Raw genomic sequence first — 14,027 nt, 5'->3', positions numbered from 1 at the left:
CCACCCGGAGGTGTGTCACATGGCCGCACCAGAGCCGGAGGCGCCCAGCGCGGCGCCGACCAGGGCGAAGGACAAAAGCCCCTGGAACTGGTTGCTCTTCATCCCCATCGTGCTGCCGCTGATCCCGGCCTTCTTCAACGGTGACTCGCCCCGGGTCCTCGGGTTCCCGCGCTTCTACTGGCTCCAGCTCGCCTACATCCTGGTCGGCGTGGCCACCACGACGCTGGTGTACCAGATGACGAAGAAGCGGGGTGGCCGCTGATGTGGCAGGACCACCTCACCGAGATCATCGTCTTCACCGCGCTGTTCCTGCTGGTCAGCGCGATGGGGTTCGTGGCCGCCCGGTGGCGGGCGCCGAAGGACATGGCCCACCTCGACGAGTGGGGACTGGGCGGGCGCAACTTCGGCGGCTGGATCACCTGGTTCCTCGTGGGCGGTGACCTCTACACCGCGTACACCTTCGTGGCGGTGCCGGCGCTGGTCTTCGGCGCGGGCGCGATGGGCTTCTTCGCCGTGCCGTACACCATCGTCATCTACCCGCTGGTCTTCCTGGTGTTGTGCCGGCTCTGGTCGGTGTCGCACCGGCACGGGTTCGTCACGCCGGCCGACTTCGTCCGCAGCCGGTTCGACTCGCCCGTCCTGGCCCTGCTGGTCGCGATCACCGGGATCGTCGCCACGATGCCGTACATCGCGCTGCAACTGGTCGGCATCGAGGCGGTGCTCAAGACCATGGGCGTGACCGGGGAGAGCACCCTGGCCCGGCACCTGCCGATCATCGTGGCGTTCGCCATCCTGGCCGCCTACACCTACCAGTCCGGGCTGCGGGCGCCGGCGCTGATCGCCTTCGTCAAGGACACCCTGATCTACGTGGTGATCCTGGTGGCGGTGCTCTGGCTGCCCTACAAGCTCGGCGGCTGGGGCGACATCTTCGCCGCCGCCGACGCCAAGTTCGACGCCTCGCCGAACCCGAACGACGGGATTTTGCTCAACGCCAACAACCAGCTCCAGTACGTCACCCTGGCGTTCGGATCGGCGCTGGCGCTGTTCCTCTACCCGCACAGCCTCACCGGCGTGCTGGCCAGCCGGAACCGCGACGTGATCAAGCGGAACATGTCCGCGCTGCCCGCGTACAGCCTGCTGCTCGGGCTGATCGCGCTGCTCGGCTTCATGGCCATCGCGGCCGGAGTCGCGCCGCTGCCCGGGGCGACCGAGGGCAGCGCGGACAGCAACACGATCGTGCCGGTGCTGTTCGACCAGGAGTTCCCGGACTGGTTCGCCGGCGTCGCGTACGCGGCCATCGGCATCGGCGCGCTGGTGCCGGCCGCGATCATGTCGATCGCCGCGGCGAACCTGTTCACCCGCAACATCTACAAGGAGTACCTGCGGCGGGACGCCACCCCGGCGCAGGAGGCGAACGTCTCGAAGATCACCTCGCTGGTGGTCAAGGTCGGCGCGGTGGCCTGCATCGTCTTCCTCGACCCGCAGTTCTCCATCGACCTCCAGCTGATCGGCGGCGTGATCATCCTGCAGACGCTGCCGGCGGTGGCGCTCGGCCTCTACACCCGCTGGTTCCACCGGGGCGCGCTCATCGCGGGCTGGGCGGCCGGCATGGGGCTGGGCATGTGGATGCTCTACCAGGTGTCCAGCCCGACCCGGAAGCACTTCGGCGGTTCCGCGTTCCCGCTGGAGAAGTTCGGCTTCGACACCCCGAGAACGATCTACGTCGGGATCGTGGCGGTGCTGGTCAACCTGGCCGTCGCGGCGCTGCTGACGCTGGTGCTGCGGGCCGCGAAGGTGCGCGACGGCGGCGACCGCACCGCGCCGGACGACTACTTCGCCGACGAGGGCGACGCCCGCGTCACCCCGGGCGAGCGTAGCGACGCCGGCGCCGCCCCGGAACCGGTGGCCTGACGGCCGTGCGGCCCGGGTGCCCGTGTGACGGGCCCCGGGCCGCGCCGTGCCGTGGGCCGGCGCGGCCACCGCCGGGCCGAGCTCCGGTCAGCCGAGCGCGCGCCAGAGCAGGTAGAGGCCGATCACCGTGCCGAAGGCCACGATCAGGGTCTTCAGCACCACCGACGGCAGGCGGCGGATCAGCCGGGCGCCGGCGTACCCACCGGTCAGCGTGGCCGGGGCGGCCAGCGCGACGGCCGCCCAGTTCACCGGCCCGAACAGCGCGAAGACCACCAGCGTGGTCAGCCCGACCACGGCCGACAGCAGGTTCTTGATCGCGCTCACCCGGGCCAGCGTCACGTCCAGCACCAGGGCCAGCCCGGCGACCAGCATCACCCCGAGCGCCGCGCCGAAGTAGCCGCCGTACACCGCGCCGAGCGCGACCATCGCCAGCAGGCCGACCGTGCGGCGGCGGGGCGACAGGTCGCGCGGGTGCCCGACCAGCCGGCGCAGCGGATCCTGGAAGGCGAGCACCGCGGTCGCCCCGAGCACCAGGAACGGCACGACCAGCTCGAAGGCCCGGGGTGGGGTGGCCAGCAGCAGCAGAGCTCCGGCGATCGTGCCGACGATCGTGGTGGGCACGAGAGTGCGCAGGATCCGGCCGGCCGGCAGGTCCGTGCGGCTGCCCGCCACGCTCGCCACATACCCGGGAAACACCGCCACCGAGTTGCTCACGTTCGCCGGCACCGGCGGCAACCCGACGGCGATCATCGCCGGGAAGGTGATCAGCGAGCCGCCTCCGGCCACCGCGTTCACCGTTCCGGCGGCAAGACCGGCGACGAGCAGCAGCGCGGCGTCGGAGAGATCCATGATCCCCAGAGGCTAGTACCCCCCGAGACGAGAGGCCCCTGCGGCACGGCAAGAGCGCCCAATGCGTCGAATGACCACTTCTCGGGCGTCCCGCGTCCGGCGCGGGGGAGTACGGGCCCGGCGGGGTCAGGACGACCTCGGTGGCGAAGCCCCGTCGCCTCCATGTCGACGTCGGTCAGGGTGCCGTGCCTGGGACGTCTGGGCGGTCATCGAGGCGGGTGTCCCGATGGTCGGGGTTGTGCCAGCGAGGGCGGGCGACCGGGGCGGCAATAGACGCGGCCGTGGCGTCGTTAGGATGAGTGCGCGACGGACGAGTCGACCGGGCGGTCGCGTCGGCGGGTTACGGCCCGCCGCCGAGGAACGTCCGGACTCCACAGGGCAGGGTGGTTGCTAACGGCAACCCGGGGTGACCCGCGGGACAGTGCCACAGAAAACAGACCGCCGGCCCCATCGGGGACGGTAAGGGTGAAACGGTGGGGTAAGAGCCCACCAGCACCCCGGGTGACCGGGGTGGCTCGGTAAACCCCACCCGGAGCAAGGCCAAGAGAGGGTCGTCGCCGGCAGGATGACGACCCGCGCAGACGCTTGAGGGCGGCCCGCCCGATGTCTGCGGGTAGGCCGCTGGAGCCTGCCGGCGACGGTAGGCCGAGATGGATGGCCGCCGCCGGCGCGAGCCCTCGCGGGCCCGTGCCGGTCACAGAATCCGGCGTACAGGTCGACTCGTCCGTCGCCCTACAGGTCAGCCGCCCGTACGTGGTGGTGACCTGCTGGCTCTTCGGGTGCTGCCGGTTGTAGTTGCCATCCCTGGTCGCGTTTGACGACCCCATGATGGCCCAGACGGCCCGCTGACGGCCGACAGCCCGGGCTGCCGGTGAAGGGTAGGTACCGGCACTCAAGCGCGTCGGCGGCAACCGGCTCTATCGTCGCGGCATGACGAGCTTGACGGCCTCTTCCCGCTGGGCTCCTACGACCGTCGCGCTTCTGACGTTGGCATGGGCGCTAGCGATGTCGCTGTTGCTGTGGTGGTGGTTCGGCATCGGCTTGGAAGGTTGGGCAGATGCCCACTCCAACCAAGGGGTTCGGTCGGCGGAGCTGCGCCAGAAGGGGGCGAGCGCGACGCTGCTTGTGGCGGTGGTGGCCGTGGGCGGGCTAATCCTCATCGCCATCGCCGCGTTCACGGGCCGCCTGGTACGGACGGGTGCGCTCTACTTGGCGCTAGCGATCGTGCTCGGTGCACTCGTGGCTCCATTCGCGGCGGGGGCGTACCGAACGCTGACTCCACCGCCTCCGCCGCCACCAGCGCCCACCGTTTGCCAGGAGCACAGCGGCGGCGACAATCGCTGCCCAGGCGGCTAGCCGGATGTGTCGCCCACGTCCCGAGACTGATCTGTCCCGGACGTCCTGAGGCCCGACACGTCGGCAGCCGGCTGGTTGGGAGCGTCGCGTTAGGGTCGTCGGCGTGGCTGCCACCTTCGCCGCGATCCTGCACGGGCTGATGGCCAACCGCCGTCTCACCCGGCGAGCCCTGAGCCGTGCGTCCGGGCGAGCGGAATCGACCATCAACCAGCTGCTCGCCGGCACGGCTGAACCAACGGCGGAAGTGCTTCAGGACATCGCTCCGGCACTGGAGATGGCTGTGGCTGACCTGCTGGTCATCGCCGGACTGCCGATGGACTACGACGTGGACCGACCGGGGCCGTGGCGGGCGAGTCACGAGATTGGCAGCTTGGTAGCCGCAGCGTGCTGGCTGACCCCGGAACAGGTTGAACAGTTGACAGCACTCGCCCGAGAGCTTCGCGCCGGCGACGCCTGATCGCTGTCGCCCTCGGCTGCGTGGCCGCACCCGTCCGCGCCACCGGCCGTCGGCCTGGACGAGACGCCGCACCATCCGCCGAGCATCGTCCTCGGTGGCTCGTTGTGGGATCATGACCGCATGACGACCGCACGAAAGGGCCGTGCCGCGTAGACGCCCAGGCGCCATCCGCGCCGCACGACACCGCGACGACCTCCGGGTGCCCGAGTGGGTTTACGAGTTCCCGCCGGTCGATCGCCTGTCGCCCGCCACGAGCGCCGCGATCCACCTCGTGGAGCACCGCTCCCGCGACTGGCACGTCCGACCCGGCAACGCCGCCGTTCTCCTGCGCACCTACCGGGACTTCCTCCGTCGGCCCGGCCGCCAACTGCGGCTCTTCACCTCGCCGTGTCCCGCATGCCCCAGCTGCATGTATCTGGACATCGCCATCGTGCGGGACGGGCTTGAGGCGGTCGCCCACGCCCTCCCGCTCGGCCCAGGCTCGGAACTGCGGAGGTTGCTCGGCGAGCTGGACGACGAGTTTCGACGCCGTACGCAGCCGGATCCGCGCCGCTGGCGGGACCGGAGCGGGCGGCCACCGCCCTGGTGGCACCGCAGGCGGTACGAGGACGACTAGTCCGTCCCCCGACCGGAGCGGGCACAGCATGTCGGGTCGGGCACCATCCCGCCCGCCTAGCGTCGCTGCTCAGAAGGGAAGGAGACCCGGGTGCTGGAGCGGCTCAACCAGGCGATGGAGCACATCGAGCGGCACCTCGACCAGCGGATCGAGGTGGCCGAGCTGGCGCGGATCGCGCTGACGTCGGAGTACCACTTCCGGCGGTTCTTCTCGGCGCTGGCCGGCATGCCGCTGTCCGAGTACATCCGCCGCCGCCGGCTGACCGTCGCGGGCGCCGACGTGCTGGCGGGGGAGCGGACGCTGCTCGACGTCGCGGTCCGCTACGGCTACGGCTCGGCCGAGGCGTTCGCCCGGGCGTTCCACGCCGTGCACGGCGTCGGGCCCGGCGAGGCCCGGCGTACGGGGGCGGTGCTGCGCTCACAGCCCCGGATGTCCTTCCGCCTCACCGTCGAAGGGAGCAGCAGCATGCGGTACCGGATTGTGCAGAAGGACGAGTTCCGGCTGGTGGGTCGCCGGGCCCGGGTCCCGCTCGTGTACGAGGGGATGAACCGGGCGATCGTCAGCTTCGTCAAGGGGATCGACGCCGAGACGGTACGCCGGATCGAGGCGCTGTCGGACCAGGAGCCGGTGGGCCTGGTCAACGTCAGCGACAACCTCGCGGGCAGCCGCGTGGAGGGCACCGAGCTGGACTACTGGCACGGGGTGGTGACCGGGGCGGACGCCCCGGCCGACCTGGACGCGCTGAGGGTGCCGGCGGGCGCCTGGGCGGTCTTCGAGGTCTCCGGGGCGTTCCCGCAGGCGTTGCAGCACCTGTGGCGGGACGTGTTCACCCAGTGGTTCCCGTCCAACCCGTACCGCACCCGACCGGGACCGGAGATCTCCCGGACCCGCATCTCGGCCGCCGGCACGGAGGCGGACGCCGAGCTGTGGATTCCGGTGGAGCGGGTCAGCGGCTGATCTCCGCCAGGACGCGGCGCTGGAAGGCACGGGCCTCCGCGCCGCTCGGCGGCGGCCCGCCGGCACGGGCGGCGATCGCGCGTCCGATCAGCTCGGCGGGCCAGCCGTCGGCGACCAGCCGGCGGCCGGCGGCGGTCTTCGACAGCCACACGCCGTGCCGGACCTTCACCAGGGACCGGCAGGCGCCCAGCACCGCGTCCTCCGCGCCCGGCGCCGGCTCGTCACCGGGCGGGGCGGGCAGGGCCAGCCACCAGCGCAGCGCGTCGAGCAGCAGCCGGCGCAGGTCGGCCGGGGAGAGGTCGGCGAACATCTCGGCGGCCGGCGGGCCGAGCAGGGCGTGGCCGCACTGGTGCAGGATGCTGCGGTCCAGCCCGTACCAGAACAGCCCGTCCGCGACCGGCCGGTCCGCGGCGGCCAGCGTCGCCCGGAACGGCATCCGGCGCCCGGTGTTCAGCTCCACCTCGAACCCGGGCTCCGGGGTGCCGCTGCCGGCGACCGCCCGGCGGTAGACGACCAGTTCGAGTCCCCTTGCGGGGCACGGCAGCGCCTCGTGCCGCAGGCGGGCCACCAGCTGCCGGCGGACCTCGATGTCGAGCGCCTCCGCGCAGACCAGCGCCACGTCGACGTCGCTGCGCCCGGGCTGGTAGGCGTCCAGACCCACGGAGCCGGCCGCGTACGCGCCGACCAGGTCGTCGCCGAGGACGGCGCGGGCCGCGCCGGCCAGGTCCGCCAGATACCGGCGTAGGGTGCTGTCCACGTCAGTTGTCGGCGTCCTCGGTCCACACCGTGCCGGCGGGCAGGAACCAGGCGGCGGCCTCGGCGCCGAGGGCACGCCCGATGGTGAGGCGGGCATGCCGGTCCAGCTCGGGCAGCCGGTCCGGCGGGAACCACTCCACGGCCACCGACTCGTCGTCGTTCACCCGGGCGGTGCCGCCCAGCAGGCGGCAGTGGAAGCCGAGGTTCAGGTATTCGCACCGGTCGCCGTTGGGGTAGGTGTGCGGGTGAGACACGACGCTGGCCAGCCGGACCGGCTCCACCTCCAGCCCGGTCTCCTCGCGTACCTCCCGGACCACCGCGGTGGCCGGCTGCTCGCCCGGTTCGACGAAGCCGCTGACTACCGACCAGCGCCCGTCGTCGGCGCGCCTGCCGAGCAGCAGCTCGCCGGCGGGATTCCGGACCACCGCGCTGACGCTCGGCAGCCAGAGCAGGTCGTGGCCGATGTGCTTGCGCATCCGCAGGATGTAGTCCGGTACGCCCACCCGCCGACCCTAACCCCATCCCGGCACTTCCCCCGGTCAGCCCGACCAACTGATTGTCCGGCCGGCCCGGGCGTACTCCGGCGCCAGTTCGGCGTCGATCCGGGCCGCCCGCTCCGCGGTGAGCACCACCGCCGGGTCCCGCCACGGCCGGCCCCGCAGCATCCGCCGGCGCAGCCCGGCGGGCGGGTGGGAGGCGAAGAGCGACACCTCGTCGCGGACGGAGAGCTGCCGCAGCCGCGGCAGCCGGTCGCCGCCGCCGTCCGGGCCTCGGCCGCCGCGGTCCGCCAACGGTCCGCGTCGTGCCCGGCCCGCACCTCCCGGCGTACGGCCAGCGCCACGGACTCCACGGCGAGGAAGGCCTCCAGCATCCCCGTCGCGGCGGTCGACCCGCCCGCCTGCGCCGCCAGGTCGTCGGCCAGGTACTCGGCCCGCTGGCTGTCGCGCACCGCGAGACAGCCCAGGCAGAGCACCCGCCGCCGGCGTACCCCGACCAGGCCCGCGTACGCGTTCAGGTCCGCGTCCACCGCGACGACGTCCGGTGCGGGCGCGCCCACCGCCGCCGCCACCTCCGCGACGAGGGCGTGCAGCTGCGGCGCCCGCTCCTTCGACAGCACCTCCGACTCAGGGTCGAGCCGGCCGAACCGGGGTCGCAGCGCGACGGCCAGGCCGAGCAGCGCGACGCCGAGCACGATGGACGGGTTGGGGAACCGGAACGCCACGATCAGCCAGACCCCGGTGACCGCGAGAGCGGCCACGCCGGCCAGTAACGCCAGTGAGACCGTCGCGGTCAGCAGCCGGTCGGCGGCGTAACCGGTCGCGCCGAGCGGGCGCCCGGCCAACCGGGCGAACTGGCGTCGGGTCAGCCGGTACGCCAGCCGGTGACTCCATCGGTCCACCCGTCGCCAGCCGAACTCGGGCGGCCGCCGGTGGGCGTCGTACGCGTCAAGGTTCCACTCGCAGCCGGGGCACCACGGCGCCGCGTCCCGCAGCGACACGGTGGCGGTGCCGCAGTGCGGGCAGGCCTGTGCCGGACATCGTGTCGATCACGAGGCAGGATCATGCCCATCGGCGCCGCCGGTCGGAACCGGCTGTTCAGCCGAGCCCGGCGGTGACCGCCACCGTGTCGCGCGGCGGTGACCGGCCCGGGCCCAGGCGGTCGGGCGTCCGGGTCAGCCCGGGCAGGGCAGGCGTTCGAGGGCGGCCGGCCGGGGTCCGGTGTGCACCAGCTGCGCGAAGCAGGCCGCCGAGTCGGCCTGTTGCCAGCCGAAGACCGACGTGGCCGTCTTGGCCACCCGTACCCGGAAGACCAGCCGCACCCCGGCGTCGGAGCGTTGCACGGCGAGCACCTCGACCCCGTCCACGGCGTCGGCGGCCCGCCGCAGCGTCGCCTCCCCGGCGGACGGGTCGGCCAGCAGGTCGGCCCGGGCCCGCTGCGCGATGGCGTTCACCTCCCGGTCGGCGCGCTGCTCCAACCGCCGCTGCGACCGGTCCCGGAGCAGGGGTACCCCCACCGCCACCGCGACCACCGCGAGGACGGTCAGCACTGCGGCGGCGGCCAGGCCGCGCCGCAGCCATGTTCCCCCGTGTCGCACCCCGGGATTGTGCGCCACCGGGGCACCCTCCGGCTGCCCCGTCGCGCTGCCTCCGGCAGCTCCCGTGGACCGCCCGGGTGGTTGTTTTCGCTGTTCGGGCCCCTGCGGCGGGGAAGCACGTCTACTGTGGAGAACGTCGGCGACTTGTGGTGTTCCGGTGGCGTTCGGGTGGTTCGCGGGGCACAGTGATCCCATGAGCGACAGCGGAAGCGGGGGGCACTACTACTGGTGCACCCGACACCATCGCGTCGAGACCGACGCCGACGTGTGCCCCGCCAAGCACGTTCTCGGGCCGTACGCCTCAGCCGCCGACGCGGAGAACGCGCTGCAGCGGGTGCGGGAGCGCAACGAGGTGTGGGACGCCGAGGACGCCCGTTGGGCCGGGGAGGACAGGTAGGCGGCGCGGGACGGCCCGCGTCGAGGTACTCCGTGCTCCGCGAGGAGACACGCGAGAGCACGTCCCCAAGGAGGGAACCGAGATGGCCGAAGCACAGCAGGCCACTACCCGCCCGGCCGCCAAACGTGCCAGCGCGAAGAAGACCGCCGCGACGGAGCGGACCGCTGGCGTGACCCGGACCGCCCCCACCCGTCGATCCCCATCGACGGCGGCGGCGAAGAAGGCGCCGGCCAAGAGAGCGCCGGCGAAGAAGGCGGCCGGCGGCGCCGGCCGGGCCCCGGCGAAGAAGACCACCGCAGCCAAGGCCCCCGCCAGGAAGGCGGCGACCAAGGTCGCTGGCGCGGCGAAGAAGACGACCCCAGCCAAGAAGACGACCGCCGCGAAGACGGCGGCGGCGAGAAGGGCGACCGCGGCGAAGAAGACGACCGCGGCCAAGACGGCGGCGGCGAGGAAGACCACCGCCGCGAAGACGACCGCCGCGAAGGCAGCGGCGGCGAGGAAGACGACCGCGGCCAAGACGGCGGCGGCGAAGCGGACTACGGCGGCGAAGGCTCCGGCGAAGCGGACTACGGCGGCGAAGGCTCCGGCGAAGCGGACTACGGCGGCGAAGGCTCCGGCGAAACGGACTACGGCGGCGAAGGCTCCGGCGAAACGGACTACGGCGGCGAAGGCTCCGGCGAAACGGACTACGGCGGCGAAGGCTCCGGCGAAACGGACCACGGCGGCGAAGGCCCCGGCGAAGCGGACCACGGCGGCGAAGGCCCCGGCGAAGAAGACCGCCGCCAGGAAGGCGGCCACGACGCGGCCCACCGTGGGCGCCCGCAAGGCCGCCGCCAAGAAGGCCCCGGCGAAGAGAGCGACCGGGATCTCCTCGGCCAGCACCCGTAAGGCGGCGGCGAAGAAGGCTCCGGCGAGGAAGACCAGCGCCGCGAAGGCGCCGGCCAAGAGGGTCGCCGCGCGCAAGTCCCCGGCCCAGAAGGTCACTGGCCGGATCACGTCGTCCCGGGGGGCACGCGCCAACGCGCGCGGCGCCGCCGGCTGACCGAGGCCGGCGCGCCGACCGCGGCGCGCCCCGGGGAAGCGGATCACCTGCCACGCTGTCAGGATTGACCCCGTGGTGATCCGACGCGTCCTCGCGCCCCGCATCGACTTCGGCGCGCTGCGCCGCGAGTTGGGACTGCCCGACGGGTTCCCGGCCGCGGCGCAGCGCGAGGCGGACGAGGCCGCGACCATGCCGCCCCGCCCGGCCGTCGACCGCACCGACGTCCCGTTCGTCACCGTGGACCCGGCGACCTCGCGCGACCTGGACCAGGCGATGCACCTCAGCCGCCGTGCCGGCGGCGGCTACCGGGTGCGGTACGCGATCGCCGACGTCGCCGCGCACGTACGCCCGGGCGGGGCGCTGGAGGAGGAGACCTGGCGCCGCGGGCAGACGGTCTACCTGCCTGACGGCAACGTGCCCCTGCACCCCGTGACGCTCAGCGAGGGCGCGGCCAGCCTGCTGCCGGACGTCGACCGGGCCGCCGTGATCTGGACGATCGACCTGGACGCCGACGGCGGCACCGTCGCCGTGACGCTGGAACGCGCCCTGGTCCGTAGTCGGGCCAAACTCGACTACGTCGCGGTGCAGGCCGCCGCCGACGCCGGGCGGCTGCCCGACCCGGTCGCCCTGCTGCCTGAGATCGGTGCCCTGCTCACCGCCCGGGGCCTGCGCCGGGGGGCGATCAACCTGCCACTGCCCGAGCAAGACGTGGAGGCCGATGGCGACGGCTGGCGGCTGGTGCTGCGTGGTCCGGTGCCGATGGAGGAGCACAACGCCCAGATCTCCCTGCTGACCGGGATGGCCGCCGCCGACATCATGCTCGCCGGCGGGATCGGCCTGTTGCGTACGATGCCGGCGGCGAAGCCGGAGGCGGTGGCGCGCCTGCGGGCCGCCGCCGCCCCGTTGGGCGTGCACTGGCCCGACGGGGCCGGCCCGGGCGAGGTGATCGCGGGGCTGGACCCGGCCCAACCCCGGGCGGCGGCCTTCATCGATCAGGCCGCCGAGCTGATGCGCGGCGCCGCGTACACCGCCTTCGACGGCGCGCTGCCCGATCAGCCGGAGCACGGCGGGGTCGCCGCCGCGTACGCCCATGTCACGGCGCCGTTGCGGCGACTGGCCGACCGGTACGCCACGGAGGTCTGTCTGGCCCTGCAGGAGGGCCGGCCAGTGCCGGACTGGGCGCGGGCGGCGTTGTCCCGGTTGCCGGAGGTGATGGCCGCGACCGACCGCGCCGCCTCGGCGGCCACCCGGGGCGCGATCGAGCTGGCCGAGGCGGTGCTGCTGGAGCACCGGGTGGGGGAGACCTTCGACGCGGCGGTGCTGGACGTCGACGCCCCGCCGAACGGCCGGTCCCGGCCAGGTCGTCCGCCCGGCGGCACGGTCGCGCTGGACGACCCGCCGGTGCGCGCCCGCTGCCTCGGTGAGCTGCCGCTGGGGGAGCGGATCCGGGTCCGGCTGGTCACCGCCGACCCGGCCGCCCGCTCGGTGGCCTTCGAACGCGCCTGACCGGCAGCGACGCCTCCGCTGACCGGGCGCGGCACCGGCGTTCGCCGACCGTCCCCCTCGGCGGTTGCCGCCTGACGGGCAGCGACGCCTCCGCTGCCGCCGATGCGGCACCGCGCGCCGATCAGGGCCGGCGATCCCGTCGTCCCCGAGGTGTCCAGGTAGGACGCCACCGCCAACGTGCGCGGCGAGACCGGCTTCGCGCACTGCGTGCCCGGCGCCTGCCACGCCCGGCCGTCGCTGCCGGCCGTTCCGGCGCAGCGGGGTTTGTCACAGCGCCGGGCGCTGCTGCCGGCAGAGTGGATTTGCGAGGATGAGCGCATGGCATACGACGCGAGCACGCTGCCCGACGTGTCCGGGCTCACCGTCGGCATCATCGGCGGCACCGGTGACCAGGGGCGGGGGCTCGCCTACCGGTTCGCCCGGGCCGGGCAGACGGTGCTGATCGGTTCCCGGTCGGCCGAGCGGGCCGCGCAGTCCGCCGCGGAGATCGCGGCGCTGCCCGGCGTACCTGCCGCGACCAGCGTCAGCGGTGCCGGCAACGACGAGGTGGCCCGGCGCAGCGACGTGGTGATCATCGCGGTGCCGTGGGACGGGCACGCCGCCACCGTCGCCGCCCTAGCCGAACCGCTCGCCGCGAAGATCGTCGTCGACTGCGTCAATCCGCTCGGCTTCGACAAGCAGGGCCCGTACGCGCTCCAGGTCCCGGAGGGCAGCGCCGTCCAGCAGGCGGCCGCGCTGCTGCCCGACTCCCGGGTCTGCGCGGCCTTCAACCACGTCAGCGCCCCGCTGCTGGCCGACCCGGAGATCGACCGGATCGACCTGGACGTGCTGATCTGCACCGAGGACCGGGAACTGGTGGGCGTGGTCGCCGCGCTCGCCGCCCGGATCCCTGGCATGCGCGGCATCTACGCCGGCCGCCTGCGGAACGCCCACCAGATCGAGGCGTTCACCGCCAATCTCATCGCCATCAACAAGCGCTACAAAGCCCACGCCGGCATCCGCGTCACCGACCTGTGACGGTCGGCGTCCCAGCCTCGGCGCGGTGATGGGAATGATCCGCGAGATGTCCCGGGCGGAGAGCGAGTCGAGGTGCGGCGTCGCGGGGCGGGGCGGACAGGTGCGGCGCGGCCGCCGGTCAGGCGCGGAGGCGCCCGACCGGCGGGCGTCGCTGTCGTCCTAGAAGGTGTGTTCGGCGGCGGGGAAGTCGCCGCCGCGGACCTCGTCGGCGAAGCGCCGGGTCGCCTCGGCGAGGGTGCCGGCCAGGTCGGCGTAGCGCTTCACGAAGCGGGGTGCCTTGCCGGTACGCAGGCCGGCCATGTCCTGCCAGACCAGCACCTGGGCGTCGGTGTCCGGGCCGGCGCCGATGCCCACCGTCGGGATCCGCAGTTCGTGCGTGATGCGCTTGGCCACCTCACCGGGCACCATCTCCAGCACCACCGCGAACGCGCCGGCCTCGGCCACCGCCCGGGCGTCCGCGATCACCTCGTCGGCGGCGTCACCGCGGCCCTGTACCCGGTAACCGCCGAGGGCGTGCTCGCTCTGCGGGGTGAACCCGACATGCGCCATCACCGGGATGCCGGCGCCGGTGATCGCCGCGATCTGCGCGGCGCACCGCCGGCCGCCCTCCAGCTTCACCGCGTGGCAGCCGCCCTCCTTCATGAACCGTACGGCGGTCCGCAGCGCCTGCGTCGGGCCCTCCTCGTACGAGCCGAAGGGCAGGTCGCCGACGACCAGCGCGTGCCGGGTGGCCCGGACCACCGCGCGGACCAGCGGCAGCAACTCCTCGGCGGTCACCGGCACGGTCGTCTCGTAGCCGAAGACGTTGTTCGCGGCCGAGTCGCCGACCAGCAGCACGGGGATGCCGGCCTGGTCGAAGATCCCGGCGGTGTACTGGTCGTACGAGGTGAGCATCGACCACCGCTCGCCGCGCTCCTTGGCGGCGATCAGGTCGCGGGTGCGGACCCGCCGGGTGGCCGGGCCGCCGTAGAGGGCGGTCACCTCGGTCGGGGTGGACTCCACCATGGCTTTCTCCTTCCTCGAGGCCGCCTGCGCGGTCCCCGGGTTCCGCCGCGATCGTCGCACCGA

Annotated in this window: 15 protein-coding genes and 1 other RNA gene; 9 read left to right on the top strand and 7 right to left on the bottom strand. The window is 73.5% G+C overall.

The features are described from left to right. The first annotated feature begins 19 nt into the window (after positions 1–19). Both C1I99_RS03915 and mctP read left to right on the top strand, forming a co-directional pair. The gene (locus C1I99_RS03915) at positions 20–262 is read left to right on the top strand and encodes a DUF3311 domain-containing protein (protein WP_111132791.1); all 243 of its coding nucleotides are present in this window, start codon (positions 20–22) and stop codon (positions 260–262) included. Continuing rightward, entirely contained in the window at positions 262–1,911 is a 1,650-nt protein-coding gene (gene mctP / locus C1I99_RS03910; protein ID WP_111132765.1) for a monocarboxylate uptake permease MctP, read from the top strand. Before C1I99_RS03915 ends, mctP begins: the two co-directional genes overlap by 1 nt. Before the next feature lie 87 nt (positions 1,912–1,998). Here mctP and C1I99_RS03905 read toward each other — a convergent pair whose 3' ends face one another. Then, positions 1,999–2,760: a sulfite exporter TauE/SafE family protein gene (locus C1I99_RS03905; RefSeq protein WP_111132764.1), complete on the bottom strand. Its 762-nt coding sequence runs from the start codon at positions 2,758–2,760 to the stop codon at positions 1,999–2,001. A gap of 311 nt (positions 2,761–3,071) precedes the next feature. On the opposite strand from C1I99_RS03905, the gene rnpB reads away from it, so the two are divergent. The 5 genes from rnpB (at position 3,072) to C1I99_RS03880 (ending at position 6,146) form a co-directional block, all read left to right on the top strand. Continuing rightward, an RNA gene (rnpB, locus tag C1I99_RS03900) (RNase P RNA component class A) lies at positions 3,072–3,487 on the top strand. Between the two features lie 203 nt (positions 3,488–3,690). Further along, the gene (locus tag C1I99_RS03895) at positions 3,691–4,116 is read left to right on the top strand and encodes a DUF6234 family protein (RefSeq protein ID WP_111132763.1); all 426 of its coding nucleotides are present in this window, start codon (positions 3,691–3,693) and stop codon (positions 4,114–4,116) included. 103 nt (positions 4,117–4,219) lie between these two features. Further along, a complete protein-coding gene (locus C1I99_RS03890) occupies positions 4,220–4,573 on the top strand; it encodes a helix-turn-helix domain-containing protein (protein ID WP_111132762.1) in 354 nt (117 codons plus the stop codon). Between the two features lie 199 nt (positions 4,574–4,772). Continuing rightward, positions 4,773–5,189 carry a hypothetical protein gene (locus C1I99_RS03885; protein ID WP_111132761.1) on the top strand — a complete coding sequence of 139 codons (417 nt, stop codon included), beginning with the start codon at positions 4,773–4,775 and terminating at the stop codon, positions 5,187–5,189. Between the two features lie 90 nt (positions 5,190–5,279). After that, complete coding sequence (locus C1I99_RS03880; protein ID WP_111132760.1) at positions 5,280–6,146, top strand: AraC family transcriptional regulator; 867 nt, start codon at positions 5,280–5,282, stop codon at positions 6,144–6,146. Here C1I99_RS03880 and C1I99_RS03875 read toward each other — a convergent pair. The 5 genes from C1I99_RS03875 to C1I99_RS34725 form a co-directional block, all read right to left on the bottom strand. Continuing rightward, positions 6,136–6,903, bottom strand: a complete 768-nt coding sequence (locus C1I99_RS03875; protein ID WP_111132759.1) for a nucleotidyltransferase domain-containing protein — start codon at positions 6,901–6,903, stop codon at positions 6,136–6,138. The genes C1I99_RS03880 and C1I99_RS03875 overlap by 11 nt on opposite strands. Before the next feature lies 1 nt (position 6,904). Then, complete coding sequence (locus C1I99_RS03870; RefSeq protein WP_111132758.1) at positions 6,905–7,405, bottom strand: NUDIX hydrolase; 501 nt, start codon at positions 7,403–7,405, stop codon at positions 6,905–6,907. 36 nt (positions 7,406–7,441) lie between these two features. Continuing rightward, on the bottom strand, positions 7,442–7,693 hold the full coding sequence (locus C1I99_RS33725) for a hypothetical protein (protein WP_233512312.1): 252 nt from the start codon (positions 7,691–7,693) through the stop codon (positions 7,442–7,444). A gap of 881 nt (positions 7,694–8,574) precedes the next feature. After that, entirely contained in the window at positions 8,575–8,997 is a 423-nt protein-coding gene (locus tag C1I99_RS03860; protein WP_146603880.1) for a hypothetical protein, read from the bottom strand. Positions 8,998–9,298: 301 nt separating this feature from the next. Then, a complete protein-coding gene (locus C1I99_RS34725) occupies positions 9,299–10,390 on the bottom strand; it encodes a hypothetical protein (RefSeq protein WP_158553952.1) in 1,092 nt (363 codons plus the stop codon). A gap of 118 nt (positions 10,391–10,508) precedes the next feature. Between C1I99_RS34725 and C1I99_RS03845 the strand changes: the two genes are divergently transcribed. Continuing rightward, the gene (locus C1I99_RS03845; RefSeq protein WP_111132756.1) at positions 10,509–11,942 is read left to right on the top strand and encodes an RNB domain-containing ribonuclease; all 1,434 of its coding nucleotides are present in this window, start codon (positions 10,509–10,511) and stop codon (positions 11,940–11,942) included. A 318-nt stretch (positions 11,943–12,260) separates the two neighbouring features. Then, entirely contained in the window at positions 12,261–12,959 is a 699-nt protein-coding gene (gene npdG / locus C1I99_RS03840) for an NADPH-dependent F420 reductase (protein WP_111132789.1), read from the top strand. A gap of 159 nt (positions 12,960–13,118) precedes the next feature. On the opposite strand, the gene panB is transcribed toward npdG, so the two are convergent. Further along, positions 13,119–13,964: a 3-methyl-2-oxobutanoate hydroxymethyltransferase gene (gene panB, locus C1I99_RS03835; protein WP_111132755.1), complete on the bottom strand. Its 846-nt coding sequence runs from the start codon at positions 13,962–13,964 to the stop codon at positions 13,119–13,121. Between the last annotated feature and the right edge of the window lie 63 nt (positions 13,965–14,027).

Origin of the sequence: Micromonospora deserti, assembly GCF_003236335.1 — a bacterium.
Lineage (GTDB): Bacteria > Actinomycetota > Actinomycetes > Mycobacteriales > Micromonosporaceae > Micromonospora > Micromonospora deserti.
Note: the sequence above shows the minus strand (reverse complement) of the source record. Positions and strands in the feature narration are given on the sequence as shown.

Excerpts from the sequence above, each read along its gene's own strand:
- C1I99_RS03915 (WP_111132791.1), top strand. The coding sequence starts at position 20 with ATGGCCGCACCAGAGCCGGAGGCGCCCAGCGCGGCGCCGACCAGGGCG.
- npdG (WP_111132789.1), top strand. The coding sequence starts at position 12,261 with ATGGCATACGACGCGAGCACGCTGCCCGACGTGTCCGGGCTCACCGTC.
- C1I99_RS03895 (WP_111132763.1), top strand. The coding sequence starts at position 3,691 with ATGACGAGCTTGACGGCCTCTTCCCGCTGGGCTCCTACGACCGTCGCG.
- panB (WP_111132755.1), bottom strand. The coding sequence starts at position 13,964 with ATGGTGGAGTCCACCCCGACCGAGGTGACCGCCCTCTACGGCGGCCCG.
- mctP (WP_111132765.1), top strand. The coding sequence starts at position 262 with ATGTGGCAGGACCACCTCACCGAGATCATCGTCTTCACCGCGCTGTTC.
- C1I99_RS03905 (WP_111132764.1), bottom strand. The coding sequence starts at position 2,760 with ATGGATCTCTCCGACGCCGCGCTGCTGCTCGTCGCCGGTCTTGCCGCC.